The following is a 17,189-nucleotide window of genomic DNA, read 5'->3' as shown; positions in this document are numbered from 1 at the left end:
GTCCAACGCCTCGAAAAACCGCACCTTCAACCCAGCACATGCCACGATCCCCGCAACTCCCTCAAATCGAGGGTGTTGCGGGGATCGTTAGAACCCGCCGTTCGGGTTGGGGGGCTTTCTCGTGTCACCGAATTTCAGTGAGCGTGTCCGTGTCCGGCAGCAGGCTCGGAAGCCTCTTCCGGCTTCTCCACGATCGCACTCTCGGTCGTCAGGATCATGCGTGCAACCGACGCGGCGTTGACCACTGCGGAGCGGGTCACCTTGACCGGATCGACGACGCCGTCGGCCAGCAGGTCGCCGTACGTCAGCGTCGCGGCGTTGAATCCGTGACCCTTCGGCAGTTCTGCCACCTTGCTGACGACGACGGAACCGTCGATGCCCGCGTTGGAGGCGATCCAGAACAGCGGTGCGTTGAGCGCGGTGCGCACCACGGCCACACCGGTGGCTTCGTCACCGGTCAGGCCCAGGTCGTCGGCCAGAGCCAACGCTGCCTGAGTCAGAGCCGAGCCGCCGCCGGGGACGATTCCCTCTTCGACGGCGGCCTTGGCCGCAGCCACGGCGTCGTCGACGCGGAACTTGCGTTCCTTGAGCTCGGTCTCGGTGGCTGCGCCGACCTTGATGACCGCGATGCCGCCCGAGAGCTTCGCCAGACGCTCTTCGAGCTTCTCGCGATCCCACTCCGAATCGGTGCTCTCGATCTCACGACGGAGCTGACCGACGCGCGCATCGATGTCGTCCTGCGTGCCCGCACCGTCGACGATGGTCGTGTCGTCCTTGGTGACGACGACGCGACGAGCGCGACCGAGCAGCTCGAGGCCGGCTTCCTTGAGACTCAGACCCACATCGGCGGTGATGACCTGACCGGCCGTCACGACCGCGAGATCGTCGAGGAATGCCTTGCGGCGATCACCGAAGAACGGTGCCTTGACCGCCACGGCCTTGATCGTCTTGCGGATGGAGTTGACGACCAGCGTCGAGAGAACTTCACCCTCGGTGTCCTCGGCGATGATGAGCAACGGCTTGCCGCTCTCGGCAACCTTCTCCAGCAGAGGCAGAAAGTCCGGAAGCGATGTGATCTTCTCGCGGTACAGCAGGACGTACGCGTCCTCGAGAACTGCTTCCTGCGCGTCGACGTCGGTGACGAAGTACGGCGACAGGTAGCCCTTGTCGAACTGCACGCCTTCGGTGACCGACAACTCGGTCAGCAGCGTCGAGGACTCCTCGACGGTGACGACGCCGTCTGCGCCGACGCGAGTGAGCGCCTCGCCGACGAGCTCGCCGATCTCGGGGTCACGCGAGGACACGGTGGCGACCTGAGCGATCGCCTGCTTGCCCTCGACCGGGGTTGCGGCGGCGAGCAGGGCCTCGGCGACCTTGTCGGCCGCCTTGGAGATGCCGGTACCGAGCGCGATCGGGTTCGCGCCCGCGGCGATGTTCTTCAGACCGCCGCGCACGAGTGCCTGCGCGAGGACCGTCGCGGTGGTGGTTCCGTCGCCTGCGACGTCGTTGGTCTTGGTGGCGACGCTCTTGACCAGCTGCGCGCCGAGGTTCTCGAACGGATCCTCCAGGTCGATCTCACGAGCGATGGAGACACCGTCGTTCGTGACGGTCGGACCGCCGAATGCCTTGGACAGGACGACGTGGCGTCCCCGTGGCCCGAGCGTCACCTTGACTGCGTCGGCCAACTTGTCGACGCCGCGTTCGAGTGCGCGGCGCGCTTCCTCGTTGAATTGGATTTGCTTTGCCATGTTTCGGTGTTACTCCTTCGAGCAAAGAAACTCGATCGAACGCACACCGCCCCGGGACCGACACGAAAATCGGATACCGGGGCGGATGCGTTGTGGCCTACTTGGCGATGACAGCCAGCACGTCGCGTGCCGACAGAATCAGGTACTCCTCGCCGGCGTACTTGATCTCGGTGCCGCCGTACTTGCTGTAGATGACGGTGTCACCTTCTTTGACGTCGACCGGGATGCGGTTGCCCTTCTCGGTGACACGGCCTTCGCCCACGGCGACGACGGTGCCCTCCTGGGGCTTCTCCTTGGCTGTGTCGGGGATGACCAGACCGGAGGCGGTCGTCGTCTCGGCCTCGTTGGCCTGGACGAGGATCTTGTCCTCGAGCGGCTTGATTTTCACGCTCGCCACGTTGAGCCCTCCAAAGTTATGGGGTACGCGCCCGGGGTCGGATCCCCGGACAGCTGTGTGTATGTACTTCTCGTGCGGTTCTGACAATCACGGCCTGAACTCGTTCCCGTCGTCGCGGGTGCCGGGACTTCGCTCGGTGCCAACTAGCACTCTATACACGAGAGTGCCAGCACTCAAGGGCTGGGTTCGCCAGGTTCGCGGCGCGGTGGTCGCACGGGTGGGCACGAGGGCGATCGCCCACCGCTTCGCGCAACCACGCACATCCGACGACTGCTGAATCGGGGCCCGAAACGCCGAACACCCACGTCGTTTCTCGCTGTTTTCCCGGACTCCGTGAAGTCTCCGAAAGGCCAGGTAGGAGGCCATGAACAGTCATCGGGTAACGGACCGAGCGGCCTATTACACTCGCGCCGGAGCCCGAAGTAACGTTACGATAACGGAGCTGTACGAACGATAACGATCGGCAGCTGTGCCGCGACAAGGCACTCAGGGCAGTCGATTTCCGACAGATACACAGGGGCGGGAGGTGAAGCATGCGGGTAGGAGTGGGCATATCCACCGGATCCGAGGTCGTGTGCGCAGCCCTCGTCACCGTCGACACCGACGGTTCTCGCACGGTCGAGTACCGAACGGTCTCGGCCGACCGTCAAGCCAACACCGACATCGGCGATCTGGTCACCTCGTCCATAGAACTCATGGCCTCCCTGATCCCCGGCCACCGGTCCCCCGACGCGATCGCCGTTACCTACCGCACGGAGGAGCACGCTGCGGGCATTCGCGCGGCGCTGGCCCACACCACTCGTGACGTTCGACTGGTGCCGGAGTCCGCAGCCGCGTCCGCGCATCTGGCGACCACCGGCCTGATCGACCGGTACGACACGATCGCGCTGGTCGATCTCGGAGCCTCGGGCATGTCGGTCACCGTCACCGATCGGACCGCCGAGACGGTACTGGCGCACGGCCGGTCGGACGCCGTCGCCGGCGACGCACTCGACGTGCTCGTCAAGAACCTCGTGCAGGACATGACCCGTGACAATCTTCGGGACGACATCCGCGACAACCGAGGAATCGGCTCCGCGAGGTACCGATCGATCAAGGAACGCCTCTCCCAGGAGGACGAGGTCCGCATCGAGCGTTACAGCGGAATCCCGCTGACGGTCACCCGTGACGCGTTCGAAGCCGCCGTGACCCCGATCTTCGACACCGCAGCTCGGTTCGTCCGGCGGGTGTTCGACGAGAGCACTCACGAACCCGAGGTCATCGTGCTGATCGGCGGAGGGGCGCACATTCCCCTGCTCGCGTCCACGCTCACCGACATGTTCCACGCCCCGGTCGTTCGACTGCCGGAACCCGACGCCGTTCTTGCCGTCGGCGCTGCTGCCGTCGCCGCATCGGCCGTCGGTGGTGGGTACCAACTCGTCTCGGCCACGCGCAACACCGCGAGCCGGATGAGCCGATACTCCGGTGCGATCGCGGCTGCCGTCGTCGCGGGCGGACTGGTACTCGCCTACGGTGTGCAGACGATGGCACCGGCCGAAGATCCCAACGTCTCACCGGCCGGAAGTACCGCCCGCGACGCGACCGAATCGAGCGACGCCGGTACGCCGGTCACCGAGGGCTGGTCCCCCGACGAGAACCTCCCCACCGCTGGGCTCGCCCCGGGCGATCGGTCCGACCCGACGGCAACCTCCGTCGACGGCGACGGATCGTCGGCTCGGTTCACGACCACCGCTGTGCCGACCAGCACCCCGACGCTGCGGCCGGCCCCCGATCTCCCGCAGATCGAATGGCCGATCGATCCCACGTCGAATCCTGCGTCCCCCGATGTCACCACCGCAGTTCCCATCGAACCGCCGACCTCGGTCACCACGATTCCGGTAGAGCCTTCCGAACCGATCGAGCCTTCGGACCCGAGCGATACGACCGAGATCGTGCCGGTACCGACGACCGAGGTCACGCCGGTGCCGACCGAGTCGATCGGCGCGCCGACCACCGATGTCAGCGGTTCGGAGCCCACGCCGGAACTGACGGCACCACCGACGGTGTGGTCGCCGCCTGCACCGGCCCCCTCGAGTGAGCCTCTGTCCGCAGCCGTGCCGTCGACAACCCGTTCGTCCGAGACCACCGCCGCGTCCGCGCAGGCCCCTCAGCCGGGCACCTGACTGATCGCGACCGACAGGCCGGGATCGGTCACTGCGGTCAAGGCCGAAGGCTGTGCTCCGCCCGCGACGAGGTGCGCGCCCAGTGCCGCGATCATCACCCCGTTGTCGGTACACAATCGCGGCTTCGGAATTCTGAGCGTCAAACCCTGCTCGGCACAACGGCTTTCGATCAGCGAACGGATGCGAGAGTTGGCGGTGGCACCCCCACCCAGAACTATCGTGTCGACGTCGACGTCGGTTGCCGCACGGACGGCCTTCATCGTCAGGACATCGGCGACGGATTCCTGGAAGGACGCGGCGATGTCCGCGACCGGAATCGGATCTCCCGCGCGCTGCCGGGCCTCGACGAACCGGGCGACAGCCGTCTTGACCCCGGAGAACGAGAAGTCGTAGCGGGCGTCGCGTGGGCCGGTCATTCCTCGGGGAAACGCGATCGCGGCCGGATCACCTTCGCGCGCAGCATCATCGAGGGCCGGACCACCCGGATAGCCCAATCCCAGCAGCCGTGCAACCTTGTCGAAGGCCTCCCCGGCTGCGTCGTCGACGGTGGTCCCGAGCTCGGCGATCGGCCGAGACAGATCGTCCACGTGCAGCAGATGAGTGTGACCACCCGAGACCAACAGTGCCACGCACGACGGCATCGGCCCGTGCTCGAGCGTGTCGACCGCGACGTGCCCACCGAGGTGGTTCACGGCGTAGAAGGGCACACCCCAGGCCGCGGCGTAGGCCTTGGCGGCGGCAACCCCGACCAGCAAGGCCCCTGCCAACCCCGGTCCGATCGTCACCGCGACGGCGTCGGGACGCTCGATGTCCGCGGCTGCCAGAGCCCGCCGCATGGTCGGCACGATGGCCTCGAGGTGCGCGCGCGACGCCACCTCGGGCACCACTCCGCCGTACCGCGCGTGTTCGTCGACACTCGAGGCCACCTCGTCGGCCATCAGCTCGCACGTGCCTGCCCCGCCCCACCGGACGATCCCGACTCCTGTTTCGTCGCAGGAACTTTCGATACCCATGACGATCATCGGGCCGGTCCTTCCGTCTTCTCGAACCGACGCATGGTGAAGGCATCGGCCCCGCTCGGTTGGTAGTACTTCGCCCTGGTGCCCACGATCTCGAACCCTTCGCGTCGGTACAACTCGATGGCGGGCTCGTTGTCGGTGCGGACCTCGAGAAAGACCGGCCCACCGTGCTCGTCGGCCACGCGCAGCAGTTCGTCGAGCAGTCGCCCGCCGATTCCTCTGCGGTGATGCGCCGGATCGACACCGATGGTGTGCACCTCGGACTCTCCGACGACGAACGCTCCGCGGCTCGGCTGCCCCAACAGAGAGATGCCTGCGTAGCCGACGACCTCACCGTTCTCCCGCGCCGTGACGTAATGATTGTGTGGTGCCGCCAGTTCCGCGATGAATGCATCCTCGGCCCACGGGTCGTCACCCGGGAACAGCACGGTCTCGAGGTACGCGCACCGAGCAGCGTCCGCCGCCGTCATCGACTCGATCGACACCGTCACTTCGCAGCCTTCGCTGCGGCGCGCTCGTCGAGCGTCTTGGCGTCGGGGCGGCGCAGGTACAACGGGACGAGCGGGCCCGGGACGATACCGCTGCCGATATCGGCGGCAGCAACCGCAACCAATCCGGCTGCGGACGGTGCCTGCACATCACGAATCGGAAGTTCGAATGCCGCAGCATGCGGGGCCGATCCAGCGACCGCGTCGACTCCGACACTATCGAGCTCGGCCGGGGCGACAACGTCGGGTCCCGCCACCCGCACGCCGGCTTCGTAACGCGCCCAGTAGATTTCGCGTCGGCGCGCATCGGTCACCACCAGAAGCGACCCGGGCTCGGAGACATCTGCGGCGATGGCGTCGAGACTGCACACGCCGTATACCGGAAGACCGAGTGCGTCCCCGAACGCCGCAGCCGTCGCCATTCCCACCCGTAGGCCGGTGTAGGGCCCGGGGCCCACGCCCACGACGACGGCACCCAGTTCGGCTGCGGTGATGTCGGCCTCGGCCAGGCACTCGACGATGTTGGGCGTCAGGATTTCAGCGTGCGATCGCGCGTCCACTCGAACCCGGGTGGCGAGCGTCGTGGTCGCTGCACCGGCCGTGGACTCGGTCAGGCTCACCACACCTGCGGTGACGGCGGGGGTCGAGGTGTCGACGGCAAGTACAAGCACGATATTTCAGATTACCCGTCACTGGGGATTCGGCCGCACACCCGGTACCCGGTCAGGATCGATCTCGCGGGTCCGCCCCGCCGGGCACCCGACTCACAATCGCGCGGCGAACATCGGAGTCCGGATCACGCGTCAGACGAACCGACACATGGCCGTCCGTCAGCTTCTCGACCAATCCCTCGCCCCACTCGACCACGACGACGGCGTCGGTGAGGTCGGTATCGAGGTCGAGTGCATCGAGTTCGTCGACGGCCGACTGCCCCGTCATCCCGAGCCGATAAGCATCGACGTGGACCAGCGCAACCGGCGGTAGCCCACGGGGCCGTGGGCCGGGCCGATGCTCTCGCGCGATGACGAACGTCGGCGAGGTGACGCGGCCCTGCACACCGAGTCCGGCCGCGATCCCCTTGGTCATGGCGGTCTTTCCGGCCCCGAGCGGGCCGTCGAGGATCACCAGATCGCCTGCGACCAGAACGTCCGCCAGTCGCGCACCGAACTCGGCGGTGTCTGCGGCAGTGACCAATTCGACGTCCACCGGCAAGGTCAGCGGCTCGTCAGACAACGCCCCACCGTCGCTTCTTGCCCGCGGCCTCCGTCGCCCGTGCCACGAGCCGCTGTATCGCGCCGTTGACCTGTTCGGGGAATTCGAGTTGAACCAGGTGCCCACCCTGGCGCACCCGCACCATCTCCGAACGCGGCAGGGCCTGAGCGAGAGCCTCCGAGCTGGCGAACGGAATGATCCAATCCTCGTCCCCGCACACCACCGACACCGGAATGTTCTCGAATTCCAGCAGCGCTTCGGACTCGTCGTGCAACTCGAGCGTCTCGAGGAAGTTGACGATCGTGACGACGGAGGTGTCGTCGATCATCGACTGCGAGAACGCCACCAACCGCGGCGAGACCCGGGTGCCGTACGACGCCGCGCGCAGGACCGGCGAGATGAGCGCACGTACCGCGCCGCGGCCGAACTGCACCAGGCCCGGTGACGTCCGCACTGCCGCGCGGAACGCATCGACCGCCGGGTTCTGCAGACTACGACCCACCCCGGACTGCGCGAGACCGGCAGCAGTCGTCGAGATCAGGACCGCTCCGATGACTCGCTGCCGCAGAACCTCCGACCGTTGCCGCGCCATGGACAGGATCGACATGCCGCCCATCGAGTGCCCGACCAGAACGATGCGTCCGCGTGGTACCACCGAGCGGATCACCGCATCGAGATCGAGGCCGAGCTGGCCGATGGTGCAGCTCTCCGGGCTCGGTACCCCGGAACGCCCGTGACCGCGCTGGTCGTAGAAGACCATGCGCACTGTCGAACCCCACTGCTGTTCGAGCGCCCGCCGTTGGAAATGCCAGGACGACATGCGCAGGCAGTAACCGTGGACGAAGATCACGGTGGTCTCGGCGTCCGCCGGACCCACCTCGCGCACCGCGAGGGGTACACCGTCGTCCGCCGTGACGATGCTGCCCCGGTCTGCGTCCATCAGGTCGAGGTTCTCGGTGGCCAGCGGGTCCTTGTTGGACCGGAACGCCGTCTCGCGCACCACAATTGCAATACTCTCCAGCAATCCGAGCATGATCTAGATCGTCGCCTCCCCTGAGCGAGCGCCGACGAACCGTCGCCGAACACGTCCACGAACGCCGGTCACGACTTCGTAGCTGATGGTCTCGAGCGCGTCTGCCCAATCCTGGGCGTGCGCCTCTCCCCTGTCCCCCGGTCCGAACAGTAACGCCTCGTCGCCGACTGCGACACCCGAGTCACTGCCGCCGAGGTCGACGACGAACTGATCCATGCACACGCGCCCGACGGAGGGATAGCGACGACCTGCGATGGTCACCTCGAACCGCCCGCTGAGGCGACGGACGACCCCGTCGGCGTATCCGAGAGCGACGAGGGCGACCACGGTGTCGGCGGGAGCGGTCCAGGTGTAGCCGTAGGACACAGATTCACCTTCGCTCACCTTCTTGATGTTCGCCACCTGCGCCGTGAGAGTCATGACCGGGTGCAAGTCGAACGTTCCCAGTTCGGGCACCGGGGACAGGCCGTACAGAGCAATACCCGGGCGGACCATGTCGAAACCGAGATCGGGTCTGGTCAGCGCCGCTGCCGAGTTGGACAGGTGCACGACGGCGGGAGGGGTTCCGCGCCGGGTGGCGCGCCGCACCGCGTCGCGAAGCCGCTCGGCCTGGGCGTCGTTGGCGGGGTGAGCCGGTTCGTCGGAGCAGGCCAGATGCGAGAACATTCCGGTCAATCGCACAGCGCCCTCCGCGACCGCGACGGCAGTAGCGTCGAGAACGGCGTCGAGATCCGGTTCCGCGACCCCGTTGCGATTGAGCCCGGTATCGATCTTGAGCGAGAGATCAGCGGTGGAACCGACCCTGCGTGCAGCGTCGACCACAGCGTCGAGCTGGGCAGCCGTGGATACCCCGATCCCGACCTGCCCGGCTATCGCCGCCGCGAAATCGGAGTCCGTTCGGTGCAGCCACGCCAACACCGGGACGGTCACACCAGCAGCACGGAGCTCGAGGGCCTCACCGATGGTGGTGACGCCGAGCTCCTGCGCCCCCGCGGCGACCGCGGCGCGTGCTACCTCGACGGCACCGTGGTTGTATCCGTCGGCCTTGACGACCGCCATCACGGCGGCGTCCCCGGCGAACTGCTGCAACACGCGGACGTTGTGCGCAACTGCGTCGAGGTCGACGGTCGCGACGGCACCCGAACCCGTCCGAGGATCGGTCTCCTCGTCGCCACAACCGATACTCACAACATTCGATAGTGCCATCCGAGCCGCGGATACGACGGATCAGGGTGCCACAACCCGTGACACATCCGACATCGAACGTGGGCCACGCACGACCGGGGTCACATCGTGAGCGAGCGCACGGTTCGGATGGCGTCGCGGATGGACTCGCACAGTGGGCTCGCAGAAATGGGTGCCGCGAATTCTCCGTCCGACCCGTGAGCCGCACGGGCCGCGGCCAGTGCGTGGACCTTCGCGCCGCAGGCAGCCGCAGTGGACGGTGCCATCCCCGACGCGAGCAGGGCCCCGAGGATGCCCGACAGTACGTCGCCCGAGCCCGCGGTCGACGCCGCCGACCCTCCGGCGTCGCTGACGAACGTGGTGCCGTCCGCATCGGCGACGATCGTCGCTCGTCCCTTGAGGAGCACGGTGACGCCCCAGCGCGCGGCGAGATCTCGGACCGATCCCACTCGGTCGGGTGCCGGGTCGGATCCGGTCAGGCGGGCGAACTCCCCGGCATGCGGGGTCAGCAGAGTCGGTGCCGCACGTCCGGCGACCCAGCGCTCGTTGCGGGCGAGGACCGTGAGCGCGTCCGCGTCGACGACGACGGGCAGATCCGTGTCCAGAACTCGACGCACGATCTCCGCCGACTCCTCGTCGGTGCCGAATCCGGGACCGACCACCCACGCCTGCACCTTCCCTGCCGCGTCGAGATTCGGGGCGGACACGACCTCCGGGTAGTGCGAGACAACCTCTGCGCCTGCGCTACCCACGTAGCGGACCATTCCGGAGGTCGCCGCGACCGCCGCTCCCACACAGAGCAGCGCGGCACCGGGGAACGTGTCGCTGCCGGCCAGAACACCCACCACCCCCTGCGAGTACTTGTCGTCGGTAGCTGTCGGGATCGGCCATATCCGTCCCACGTCGACCGGCTCGAAGGAGGTCATCGCCGGAGCCGGCAGCTTCAAGCCGATGTCCACGAGTTCGATTCGGCCGCAACGAGGTACGGCCAACGCGTGAACCGGCTTGCGCGCACCGAACGTCACCGTCACAGCGGCCGACACGGCAGGCCCCGGTGCCGCACCGGTCTCCGCGTCGACTCCACTGGGCACGTCCACGGCCACGATCGGAGCAGTGATCTGCTCGACCACCGCAGCAGCATCGGGCCGCAACGGGCCCTTGCCGGAAATGCCCACGATGGCGTCGACCACGAGATCGGCAGGTCCGCACCTGCTCACCACGCGTCCACCCGACGATCGCAGGGCCGCGAGACCCTCGGGATGCGCCCGCGTCGGATCGAGTAGGAGTGCCGAGACCGAGACGCCGCGCCGACGCAGGAACGCCCCTGCCCACAGACCGTCGCCGCCGTTGTCGCCGGTACCGACCAGAATCGTCACCCGCCGCCCCACGACGCCGCCCGTACGCACGGTCAGCTCGCCTGCCACGACCGCGGCCAATCCGTACGCGGCGCGGCGCATCAGCACGCCGTTCGGCAGGGAATCCAGCAGCGGCGCTTCCGCGTTCCGAATCTGCTCGGGTGTGTAGTAGCCGCGCATGCCGATCGCTACTCGACGGTGACGGACTTGGCCAGGTTGCGCGGCTTGTCCACGTCGTAGCCGCGTGCCTGGGCGACCTCGGCGGCGAAGACCTGAAGCGGGATCGTCGACAACAGCGGCTGCAACAGCGTCGAGGCCGCCGGGATCTCGATCAAGTTGTCCGCGAAGGGCCGCACTGCCTCGTCGCCTTCTTCGGCGATGACGACCGTTCTCGCCCCACGCGCCTGGATCTCGCGAATGTTGCTCAGCATCTTCGAGTGCAACACCGCCCGACCCTTGGGCGAAGGCATCACGACGATCACCGGGACACCGTCCTCGATGAGCGCGATGGGACCGTGCTTGAGCTCGCCCGCCGCGAAACCCTCGGCGTGCATGTACGCGAGTTCCTTGAGCTTGAGCGCGCCCTCGAGAGCAACGGGGTATCCGACGTGTCGGCCGAGGAACAGAATGGTCGTGGCCGTCGAGAGCTCGCGCGCGAGTGCCCGAACCGGTTCGACCGTCTCGAGCACCCGCTGCACCAACTCGGGCATCGCTTCGAGTTCGGCGAATTCGCGCGCGACCTCGTCGGGGTACTTGGTGCCGCGTGCCTGCGCCAACGCCAGTCCGACGAGATAGTTCGCGGTGACCTGGGCGAGGAAGGCCTTGGTCGACGCGACGCCGATCTCCGGACCGGCCCGCGTGTAGAGCACAGCGTCGGCCTCACGTGGAATCTGCGAGCCGTTGGTGTTGCACACCGCGAGAACCCGCGCCTTCTGGTCCTTGGCGTGCCGAACGGCTTCGAGTGTGTCCGCAGTCTCACCGGATTGCGAGATGGCCACGACGAGGGTCGAACGGTCGAGAACCGGGTCGCGGTACCGGAATTCGCTGGCCAGTTCCACCTCGACCGGCAGCCGGGTCCAGTGCTCGATCGCGTACTTGGCCAGCAGGCCGGAGTGGTACGCGCTACCGCAGGCCACGACGAACACCTTGTCGACGTCGCGCAGCTCCTGGTCGGACAATCGCTGCTCGTCGAGCACGATTCGACCGTTGTCGAAGTGACCGAGCAACGTATCCGCCACAGCAGCGGGCTGCTCCTGAATCTCCTTGAGCATGAAGTAGTCGTGGCCGCCCTTCTCGGCGGCTGCCAGGTCCCAGTCGATTCGGAACGGACGTCCCTGCGCCTCGTTGCCCTCGAAATCGCTGATGTCGTAGCCGTCGGCGGTGATGACGACGACCTGATCCTGCCCGAGTTCGACGGCGTCGCGGGTGTGCTCGATGAACGCAGCGACGTCGGACCCGAGGAACATCTCACCCTCGCCGACACCGAGTACCAGGGGCGTCGAGCGACGAGCCGCGACGATCGTGTCCGCGTGATCGGAATGGGTGAACACCAGGGTGAACGCACCCTCGAGGCGACGCAGAACTGCTTTCGCGCTGGCCACGAAATCGCCGGCCGTCGGGCCGTCGGCGTAGGCCCGCGAGACGAGATGGACGGCCACCTCGGTGTCGGTGTCGGACAGGAACTCGATTCCGACGGCTTCCAATTCCGCACGCAGCGGACCGAAGTTCTCGATGATGCCGTTGTGCACCACCGCGACGGTGCCGGACGCGTCACGATGCGGGTGCGCGTTGCGGTCGGTGGGACGGCCGTGCGTCGCCCAACGGGTGTGTCCCATTCCGGTGGTGCCGACGAACGTGTCGGTGCCGATGTCGTCCAGTTCCGCTTCGAGATTGGCCAGGCGACCGGCCTTGCGCTCGACTGCCGTGGCTCCCGCGCCGTCGAGAATTGCTATGCCCGCAGAGTCGTAACCCCGATATTCCATACGCCGAAGCGCCTCGACCACCACACCCAGAGCTGGGCGGTGGCCGACGTAACCCACGATTCCGCACATGGACAATCAGGGTACTCGGCGGGGCGCGCACGACCCATTCGCTCGGGTGGACGTGTCCCCGTCACCTGACGCGCCGCGGTTCGGTAGCGTCATCTCTCGTGGCGAAACCGAAGAAGCTGGCATCTGCTCTCTCCAAGCGCGGCCCGCACAAGGTGCTCCGAGGCGACCTGGCCCTCGCCGGGCAACCCGGTGTCGTCTATACCCCCGCCGAGGGCTTCGGCCTGCCCGGCGTGGCCTTCGCACACGGCTGGATGCTGCGCCCCCAGCACTACACCGACACCCTGAAGCATCTCGCGTCCTGGGGCATCGTGGTTGCGGCACCGGATACCGAGCGCGGGCTCGTACCGTCCCATCGCGGTCTTGCCACCGATCTGGGCACTGTGCTCGACATCATGACGGGCGTCCGATTGGGCCCGGGCAACATCAGCGTGCATCCGGACAAACTCGCCACGGCCGGTCACGCGATGGGTGCAGGCACCGCAGTTCTCGCCGCCTCCCGGCGATCCGACATCAAGGCCGTCGCCGCGCTGTTCCCCGCTCCGACGGCACCCTCGTCCGAGGACGCCGCCGCGGGCCTCACCGTGCCGGGACTCGTCGTCGGAGACAATTCGAACGCCGACTCGCTCACCGACAACTCACTCGCGCTCGCCCAGGCCTGGAACGGACCGTCCATTCTGCGGCGAGTCGACGGCTCGACGGCAGACGGATTCGTCGAAGGCCGCCGGATCCTCGGCGCACTCGGCATCAACAAGCCCGACCGCAAGACTCAGCAACGCACCCGCGCCGTCCTGACCGCCTTCCTGCTGTTTCATCTGACCGGCGACTCCGACTACGAAGAACTGGCCGGAACCGCAGGAGACATCGACGGCACCCGAGCGGTCGATCCACATGCACCACTGGACGAGCAGCCCAAGCCCAAGGCCACGGCTTCGATCAAGGCGTTGCTCGGACGGGGCTAGCCCCCATCATCACCGAACGGTGTCACACCAGCCACGATCGCGGACCGTCGTCGGGGTCGGTCTCGACACGCGGTGGGGGTTCTCGCCGGTCCAGGTGAGCCGGTTGCAGCACCGAGCCCGACCTCGGCTCGACGTCGGAGTCCGCTCCGCTCACCTCGGCCGAACGTCGGTCGTCTCGGTCGACTGAAGGAGCCTGCGCCCGGCTCAACGCCTCGGCCGCCCGCGACATCGCGGCCCGGTGCTCGTCGCGTATTCGATGCAGCTCCCGTCGCCACCCAGTGTCGGTGCTCACAGCGCCCCTGCTTCGCTCAGGCCCGCACCCGTGCTCGGGGCGGCGGGCTGTGCATCGGCCACCGGTCTGTCGGCAGCCACCGGGTGTTGTTCGGCGGGCTGCTCGAGGTCGGGCGATTCGGGTGAGCACTGCGCCTGCACATCCGAATCGGCCTCGGACGGAAGCACCGGCTCGGTCGCAGGGACCGGCTCGGATGGGAGCACCGATTCCGCCGCAGGGACCGGCTCGGTCGCAGGCACCGGTTCGGACGAGAGCACGGGTTCGGACGGCAACGCCGAAGCCGGAGCCGGTACGTCCACCGCGTCGGCGACTCCGGGAATCTCGACGATCTCGGGTAGGCCGAACGGTCCTATTCTGATCTCGAACGAGCGTGTTCCGAGTCCGGGAGTCTCGAGTTCGAGGGACACCACACCGTCGTGTTCGAGCGCGATGCGGGCCCGATGCCCATCGAGCTCGGCCTCGAGATGACCACGCTCGTCGCCGGGCGTGGGCGACGCCTGCCCGGGCGGCGGCAGCGGAGCCGGCTCGGGTCGCTGGTCGCCGGTCCCGTCCGGAGCAGCGTCCTTCGTGTCGTTCTCCCCGGCCCGGCTGTCGACTGCGGTGTCGCCGGAACCGTCGAGATCTCGACCGTCGATCGTCTCGGTCAGTGCATCGTCGATCCGGTCGACGATGCCGGCGACGACTCGATCCACGAGCCCGTCCAGAGAATCCCGCACCTCGTCACCGGCGGGGTTGTCAGCGGTCGGATATCCGGCCGAAAGCACGGTGTCTGCGCCGGCCGGTCCGTGGCCGCCCGGCTGTGACGCCGCCGGTCCGACCGACGCAGGTCCGACCGCAGCAGGTCCGACCGCGGCCGAACCGACGGCTGCAGGTTCGGCTCCGGAAACGGCCGGTGCAGAACCGATCTCGGCCGGACCCGGGTCGGCGGACGAGCCGTCGGGCCCCGGCCACAGCGCCGACGCCCCGGGTTCCATCGCCCAACTGCTCTCGTCGAGTTCGCCGAACGATGGCTCGTGAACACTTCCCAGAACGTCCACCACCAATGCCAGACATCTTTCGACGGCGATGTCCGTGGCAGTACATGCTGCGAGGACTGCCTCGCACGTACCCTGCACCCGCGGTACGAACTCGGTGTCGATCCATCGCCTGCAGCGTTCGGTCACCTCGGCGGCGAACTCGTCGGAGACATCACCGCCGAGCGCCCTGTCCTTCAGATCCTCGAACGCAGACGCCAATCGCGGGAACACCGCCTCTCGATCTACCGGGAGGCACTCGATTCCCGACGCAACGACGATCGCGTCGATCTGGTCGACATCTTTGCCGTCCACCAGCTCGATGTCGATGCCGCCTACGAGCTCGGCCTTGTCGGTCACGGCGTCACGGAGAACGTCGACGGCCGCACACATCGTTTGATGAGAGTCCTCGATCGACGCCAGGAACTGAGAAGCCTTCTCCTGTTCGGCCGAGAGGTAGGTCCGAACCGCCTCCCCCGCATCACCGTGCCACCGCAACTGAAGGACCCGGCGAAGTTGCACCTGCTCCTCGAGTTGATCGGTGAGTACGGCGGACACCGTCCCGACGGCGTCGGCATCGGCTCCGAGCGCGCCCAGGTTCAGTCCGCGCTGCTCGTCGTACCTGGCGCACACGTCCTGATATCGCGGGATGTCGACGCCCGGAACGCGGCTCGCCAGCGGCAGGAAGCGCTCGAAGTACAGCAGTCCTTGTGCGTTGGCATCGAGAATGTCGTCGATGGACGCCCCGTCACCGGACGAGGCCGACGGAAGTGTCACCGGTGTGACTCGATCGCGTACGAGGCGGAGTCGTCCTGTTGCTCGTACTCGTTCATCGCGGTGGTGAGGGCTTCGGAAATGTCCTCGACCGAGGACCGCCAGGCCCTGACGGCACGCCCGAGCCCGAGGTGCGCCTGGGAATAGGCAGCGCCCAGGTCACCGTAGATCCGTCCTGCCCCCGCGGTACCGAAGCCTGCGTCCGCCACGGAATCGGCTGCGTCGCCGAGCGCCTCCGCCGACAACGCCAATGCATCCGCCACGCCGCGAACTCGGTCCACGTCCACCCGAACCCCATCGCTCATACGTTCCCGTCCCCCCTCGCAGTGCCCCTATCTCACTATGACGTGCGCCGACTCACATCGGTTCCGCAGAGAGCGGTAACGTCCCGATGTGAAATGTCAGTAACAGGTACCTGAAGTGGCTGCACCAGCTGCTCACCGAACGAGGAGTCCCATGCACATCGGAACGATGCTGAACTACAGCGGTGGTTTCAACGAGACCGTCGCCGAGGTGGCCGAGCTCGAGAAGGCGGGTCTCGACATCATTTTCGTGCCCGAGGCCTACTCGTTCGACGCCGTCAGCCAACTCGGGTTCCTCGCGGCCAAGACGAGCACGATCAAGATCGCCTCCGGCATCTTCCAGATCTACACCAGGACTCCGTCACTGACCGCCATGACCGCCGCCGGTCTCGACTACGTCTCCGACGGCCGGTTCGTACTCGGACTGGGCGCGTCGGGACCACAGGTCGTCGAGGGCTTCCACGGCGTCAAGTACGACGCACCCATCGCCCGAACCCGCGAGGTCATCGAGATCTGCCGCCAGGTCTGGCGCCGCGAGAAGGTGCAGCACCAGGGCAAGTACTACCAGATTCCACTGCCCGCCGACCGGGGAACCGGCCTGGGCAAGCCCCTGAAGCTGATCAATCACCCTGTGCGCGACCGCATTCCGGTCGTCATCGCCGCACTCGGACCCAAGAATGTCGAACTCACCGCCGAGATCGCCGAAGGTTGGCAGCCCATCTTCTACTTCCCGGAGAAGGCCGCCGACGTGTGGGGCGAGTCGCTCGCCGCAGGCAAGGCCAAGCGTGACCCGTCGCTCGGCGAACTGCAGGTCTTCGCAAGTCCCACCCTCGCCATCGGCGAGGATGCGGAGAAGTACCTCCCCTGGGTCAAGCCACACCTGGCGCTGTACATCGGCGGCATGGGAGCCAAGGGCAAGAACTTCTACAACTCCTTGGCCCAGCGATACGGGTACGAGGCCGAGGCCGAGAAGATCCAGGACCTGTACCTGGCAGGCAAGAAGGAGGAGGCCGCCGCGGCAGTGCCCGACGAGCTCGCTCGCGCGGTCAACCTCATCGGCCCGGAAAGCTTCGTCAAGGAGCGAGTGGCAGCTTTCGCCGAGGCCGGTGTGACCACTCTCAACGTCGCGCCGCTCGCCGAGAACACCGCAGGACGCGTCGCGCAGCTGACCGCACTGCGCGAACTCACCGCCTGAGACG

16 protein-coding genes are annotated in these 17,189 nt (G+C 67.2%); 3 read left to right on the top strand and 13 right to left on the bottom strand.

Features of this window, described 5'->3' with window-relative positions; all coding sequences use genetic code 11:
* Positions 1-134: 134 nt before the first annotated feature.
* Positions 135-1,748: a chaperonin GroEL gene (gene groL / locus CH276_RS27315; RefSeq protein ID WP_032397502.1), complete on the bottom strand. Its 1,614-nt coding sequence runs from the start codon at positions 1,746-1,748 to the stop codon at positions 135-137.
* A gap of 97 nt (positions 1,749-1,845) precedes the next feature.
* Complete coding sequence (groES, locus tag CH276_RS27310; protein WP_008718149.1) at positions 1,846-2,145, bottom strand: co-chaperone GroES; 300 nt, start codon at positions 2,143-2,145, stop codon at positions 1,846-1,848.
* 533 nt (positions 2,146-2,678) lie between these two features.
* On the opposite strand from groES, the gene CH276_RS27305 reads away from it, so the two are divergent.
* Positions 2,679-4,307 carry an Hsp70 family protein gene (locus CH276_RS27305; protein WP_094632425.1) on the top strand — a complete coding sequence of 543 codons (1,629 nt, stop codon included), beginning with the start codon at positions 2,679-2,681 and terminating at the stop codon, positions 4,305-4,307.
* Here CH276_RS27305 and tsaD read toward each other — a convergent pair.
* The 8 genes from tsaD to glmS form a co-directional block, all read right to left on the bottom strand.
* Positions 4,292-5,329, bottom strand: coding sequence for a tRNA (adenosine(37)-N6)-threonylcarbamoyltransferase complex transferase subunit TsaD (gene tsaD / locus CH276_RS27300; protein WP_032397503.1), 1,038 nt, complete (start codon positions 5,327-5,329; stop codon positions 4,292-4,294). The genes CH276_RS27305 and tsaD overlap by 16 nt on opposite strands.
* Positions 5,326-5,817 carry a ribosomal protein S18-alanine N-acetyltransferase gene (gene rimI, locus CH276_RS27295; protein ID WP_032397504.1) on the bottom strand — a complete coding sequence of 164 codons (492 nt, stop codon included), beginning with the start codon at positions 5,815-5,817 and terminating at the stop codon, positions 5,326-5,328. The genes tsaD and rimI overlap by 4 nt, the downstream gene beginning before the upstream one ends.
* The gene (tsaB, locus tag CH276_RS27290) at positions 5,814-6,485 is read right to left on the bottom strand and encodes a tRNA (adenosine(37)-N6)-threonylcarbamoyltransferase complex dimerization subunit type 1 TsaB (RefSeq protein WP_032397505.1); all 672 of its coding nucleotides are present in this window, start codon (positions 6,483-6,485) and stop codon (positions 5,814-5,816) included. Before tsaB ends, rimI begins: the two co-directional genes overlap by 4 nt.
* Positions 6,486-6,537: 52 nt before the next feature.
* Positions 6,538-7,047: a tRNA (adenosine(37)-N6)-threonylcarbamoyltransferase complex ATPase subunit type 1 TsaE gene (tsaE, locus tag CH276_RS27285; RefSeq protein WP_094632423.1), complete on the bottom strand. Its 510-nt coding sequence runs from the start codon at positions 7,045-7,047 to the stop codon at positions 6,538-6,540.
* Positions 7,040-8,059 carry an alpha/beta fold hydrolase gene (locus CH276_RS27280; protein WP_032397507.1) on the bottom strand — a complete coding sequence of 340 codons (1,020 nt, stop codon included), beginning with the start codon at positions 8,057-8,059 and terminating at the stop codon, positions 7,040-7,042. The genes tsaE and CH276_RS27280 overlap by 8 nt, the downstream gene beginning before the upstream one ends.
* Before the next feature lie 3 nt (positions 8,060-8,062).
* A complete protein-coding gene (gene alr / locus CH276_RS27275) occupies positions 8,063-9,265 on the bottom strand; it encodes an alanine racemase (protein WP_094632421.1) in 1,203 nt (400 codons plus the stop codon).
* A gap of 80 nt (positions 9,266-9,345) precedes the next feature.
* Positions 9,346-10,779: an NAD(P)H-hydrate dehydratase gene (locus tag CH276_RS27270; protein ID WP_094632419.1), complete on the bottom strand. Its 1,434-nt coding sequence runs from the start codon at positions 10,777-10,779 to the stop codon at positions 9,346-9,348.
* Between the two features lie 8 nt (positions 10,780-10,787).
* Positions 10,788-12,650, bottom strand: coding sequence for a glutamine--fructose-6-phosphate transaminase (isomerizing) (glmS, locus tag CH276_RS27265; protein ID WP_032397509.1), 1,863 nt, complete (start codon positions 12,648-12,650; stop codon positions 10,788-10,790).
* Positions 12,651-12,748: 98 nt separating this feature from the next.
* Here glmS and CH276_RS27260 point away from each other — a divergent pair, with 98 nt between their 5' ends.
* The gene (locus tag CH276_RS27260; RefSeq protein ID WP_032397510.1) at positions 12,749-13,609 is read left to right on the top strand and encodes a dienelactone hydrolase family protein; all 861 of its coding nucleotides are present in this window, start codon (positions 12,749-12,751) and stop codon (positions 13,607-13,609) included.
* A gap of 22 nt (positions 13,610-13,631) precedes the next feature.
* Here the strand turns inward: CH276_RS27260 and CH276_RS27255 are convergent, their stop codons facing one another.
* From CH276_RS27255 to CH276_RS27245, 3 genes are read right to left on the bottom strand one after another with little or no spacing between them, the layout of a single operon-like run.
* Positions 13,632-13,901: a hypothetical protein gene (locus CH276_RS27255; RefSeq protein ID WP_141214790.1), complete on the bottom strand. Its 270-nt coding sequence runs from the start codon at positions 13,899-13,901 to the stop codon at positions 13,632-13,634.
* Positions 13,898-15,691, bottom strand: a complete 1,794-nt coding sequence (locus CH276_RS27250) for a hypothetical protein (protein ID WP_094632415.1) — start codon at positions 15,689-15,691, stop codon at positions 13,898-13,900. The genes CH276_RS27255 and CH276_RS27250 overlap by 4 nt, the downstream gene beginning before the upstream one ends.
* Positions 15,688-15,993 carry a type VII secretion target gene (locus CH276_RS27245; protein ID WP_094632413.1) on the bottom strand — a complete coding sequence of 102 codons (306 nt, stop codon included), beginning with the start codon at positions 15,991-15,993 and terminating at the stop codon, positions 15,688-15,690. The genes CH276_RS27250 and CH276_RS27245 overlap by 4 nt, the downstream gene beginning before the upstream one ends.
* 151 nt (positions 15,994-16,144) lie before the next feature.
* Here CH276_RS27245 and CH276_RS27240 point away from each other — a divergent pair, with 151 nt between their 5' ends.
* Positions 16,145-17,185: an LLM class F420-dependent oxidoreductase gene (locus tag CH276_RS27240; protein ID WP_032397514.1), complete on the top strand. Its 1,041-nt coding sequence runs from the start codon at positions 16,145-16,147 to the stop codon at positions 17,183-17,185.
* Positions 17,186-17,189 lie beyond the last annotated feature (4 nt).

It is taken from the genome of Rhodococcus sp. 06-470-2 (assembly GCF_002258235.1).
Classification (GTDB): domain Bacteria; phylum Actinomycetota; class Actinomycetes; order Mycobacteriales; family Mycobacteriaceae; genus Rhodococcoides.
This window is presented reverse-complemented; position numbering and strand designations above follow the sequence as displayed.

Bases quoted from the DNA above. Each gene is read 5' to 3' on its own strand.
- groL (WP_032397502.1), bottom strand. From the start codon at position 1,748: ATGGCAAAGCAAATCCAATTCAACGAGGAAGCGCGCCGCGCACTCGAA.
- CH276_RS27305 (WP_094632425.1), top strand. From the start codon at position 2,679: ATGCGGGTAGGAGTGGGCATATCCACCGGATCCGAGGTCGTGTGCGCA.
- tsaD (WP_032397503.1), bottom strand. From the start codon at position 5,329: ATGATCGTCATGGGTATCGAAAGTTCCTGCGACGAAACAGGAGTCGGG.
- CH276_RS27280 (WP_032397507.1), bottom strand. From the start codon at position 8,059: ATGCTCGGATTGCTGGAGAGTATTGCAATTGTGGTGCGCGAGACGGCG.
- alr (WP_094632421.1), bottom strand. From the start codon at position 9,265: ATGGCACTATCGAATGTTGTGAGTATCGGTTGTGGCGACGAGGAGACC.
- CH276_RS27270 (WP_094632419.1), bottom strand. From the start codon at position 10,779: ATGCGCGGCTACTACACACCCGAGCAGATTCGGAACGCGGAAGCGCCG.
- glmS (WP_032397509.1), bottom strand. From the start codon at position 12,650: ATGTGCGGAATCGTGGGTTACGTCGGCCACCGCCCAGCTCTGGGTGTG.
- CH276_RS27245 (WP_094632413.1), bottom strand. From the start codon at position 15,993: ATGAGCGATGGGGTTCGGGTGGACGTGGACCGAGTTCGCGGCGTGGCG.
- CH276_RS27240 (WP_032397514.1), top strand. From the start codon at position 16,145: ATGCACATCGGAACGATGCTGAACTACAGCGGTGGTTTCAACGAGACC.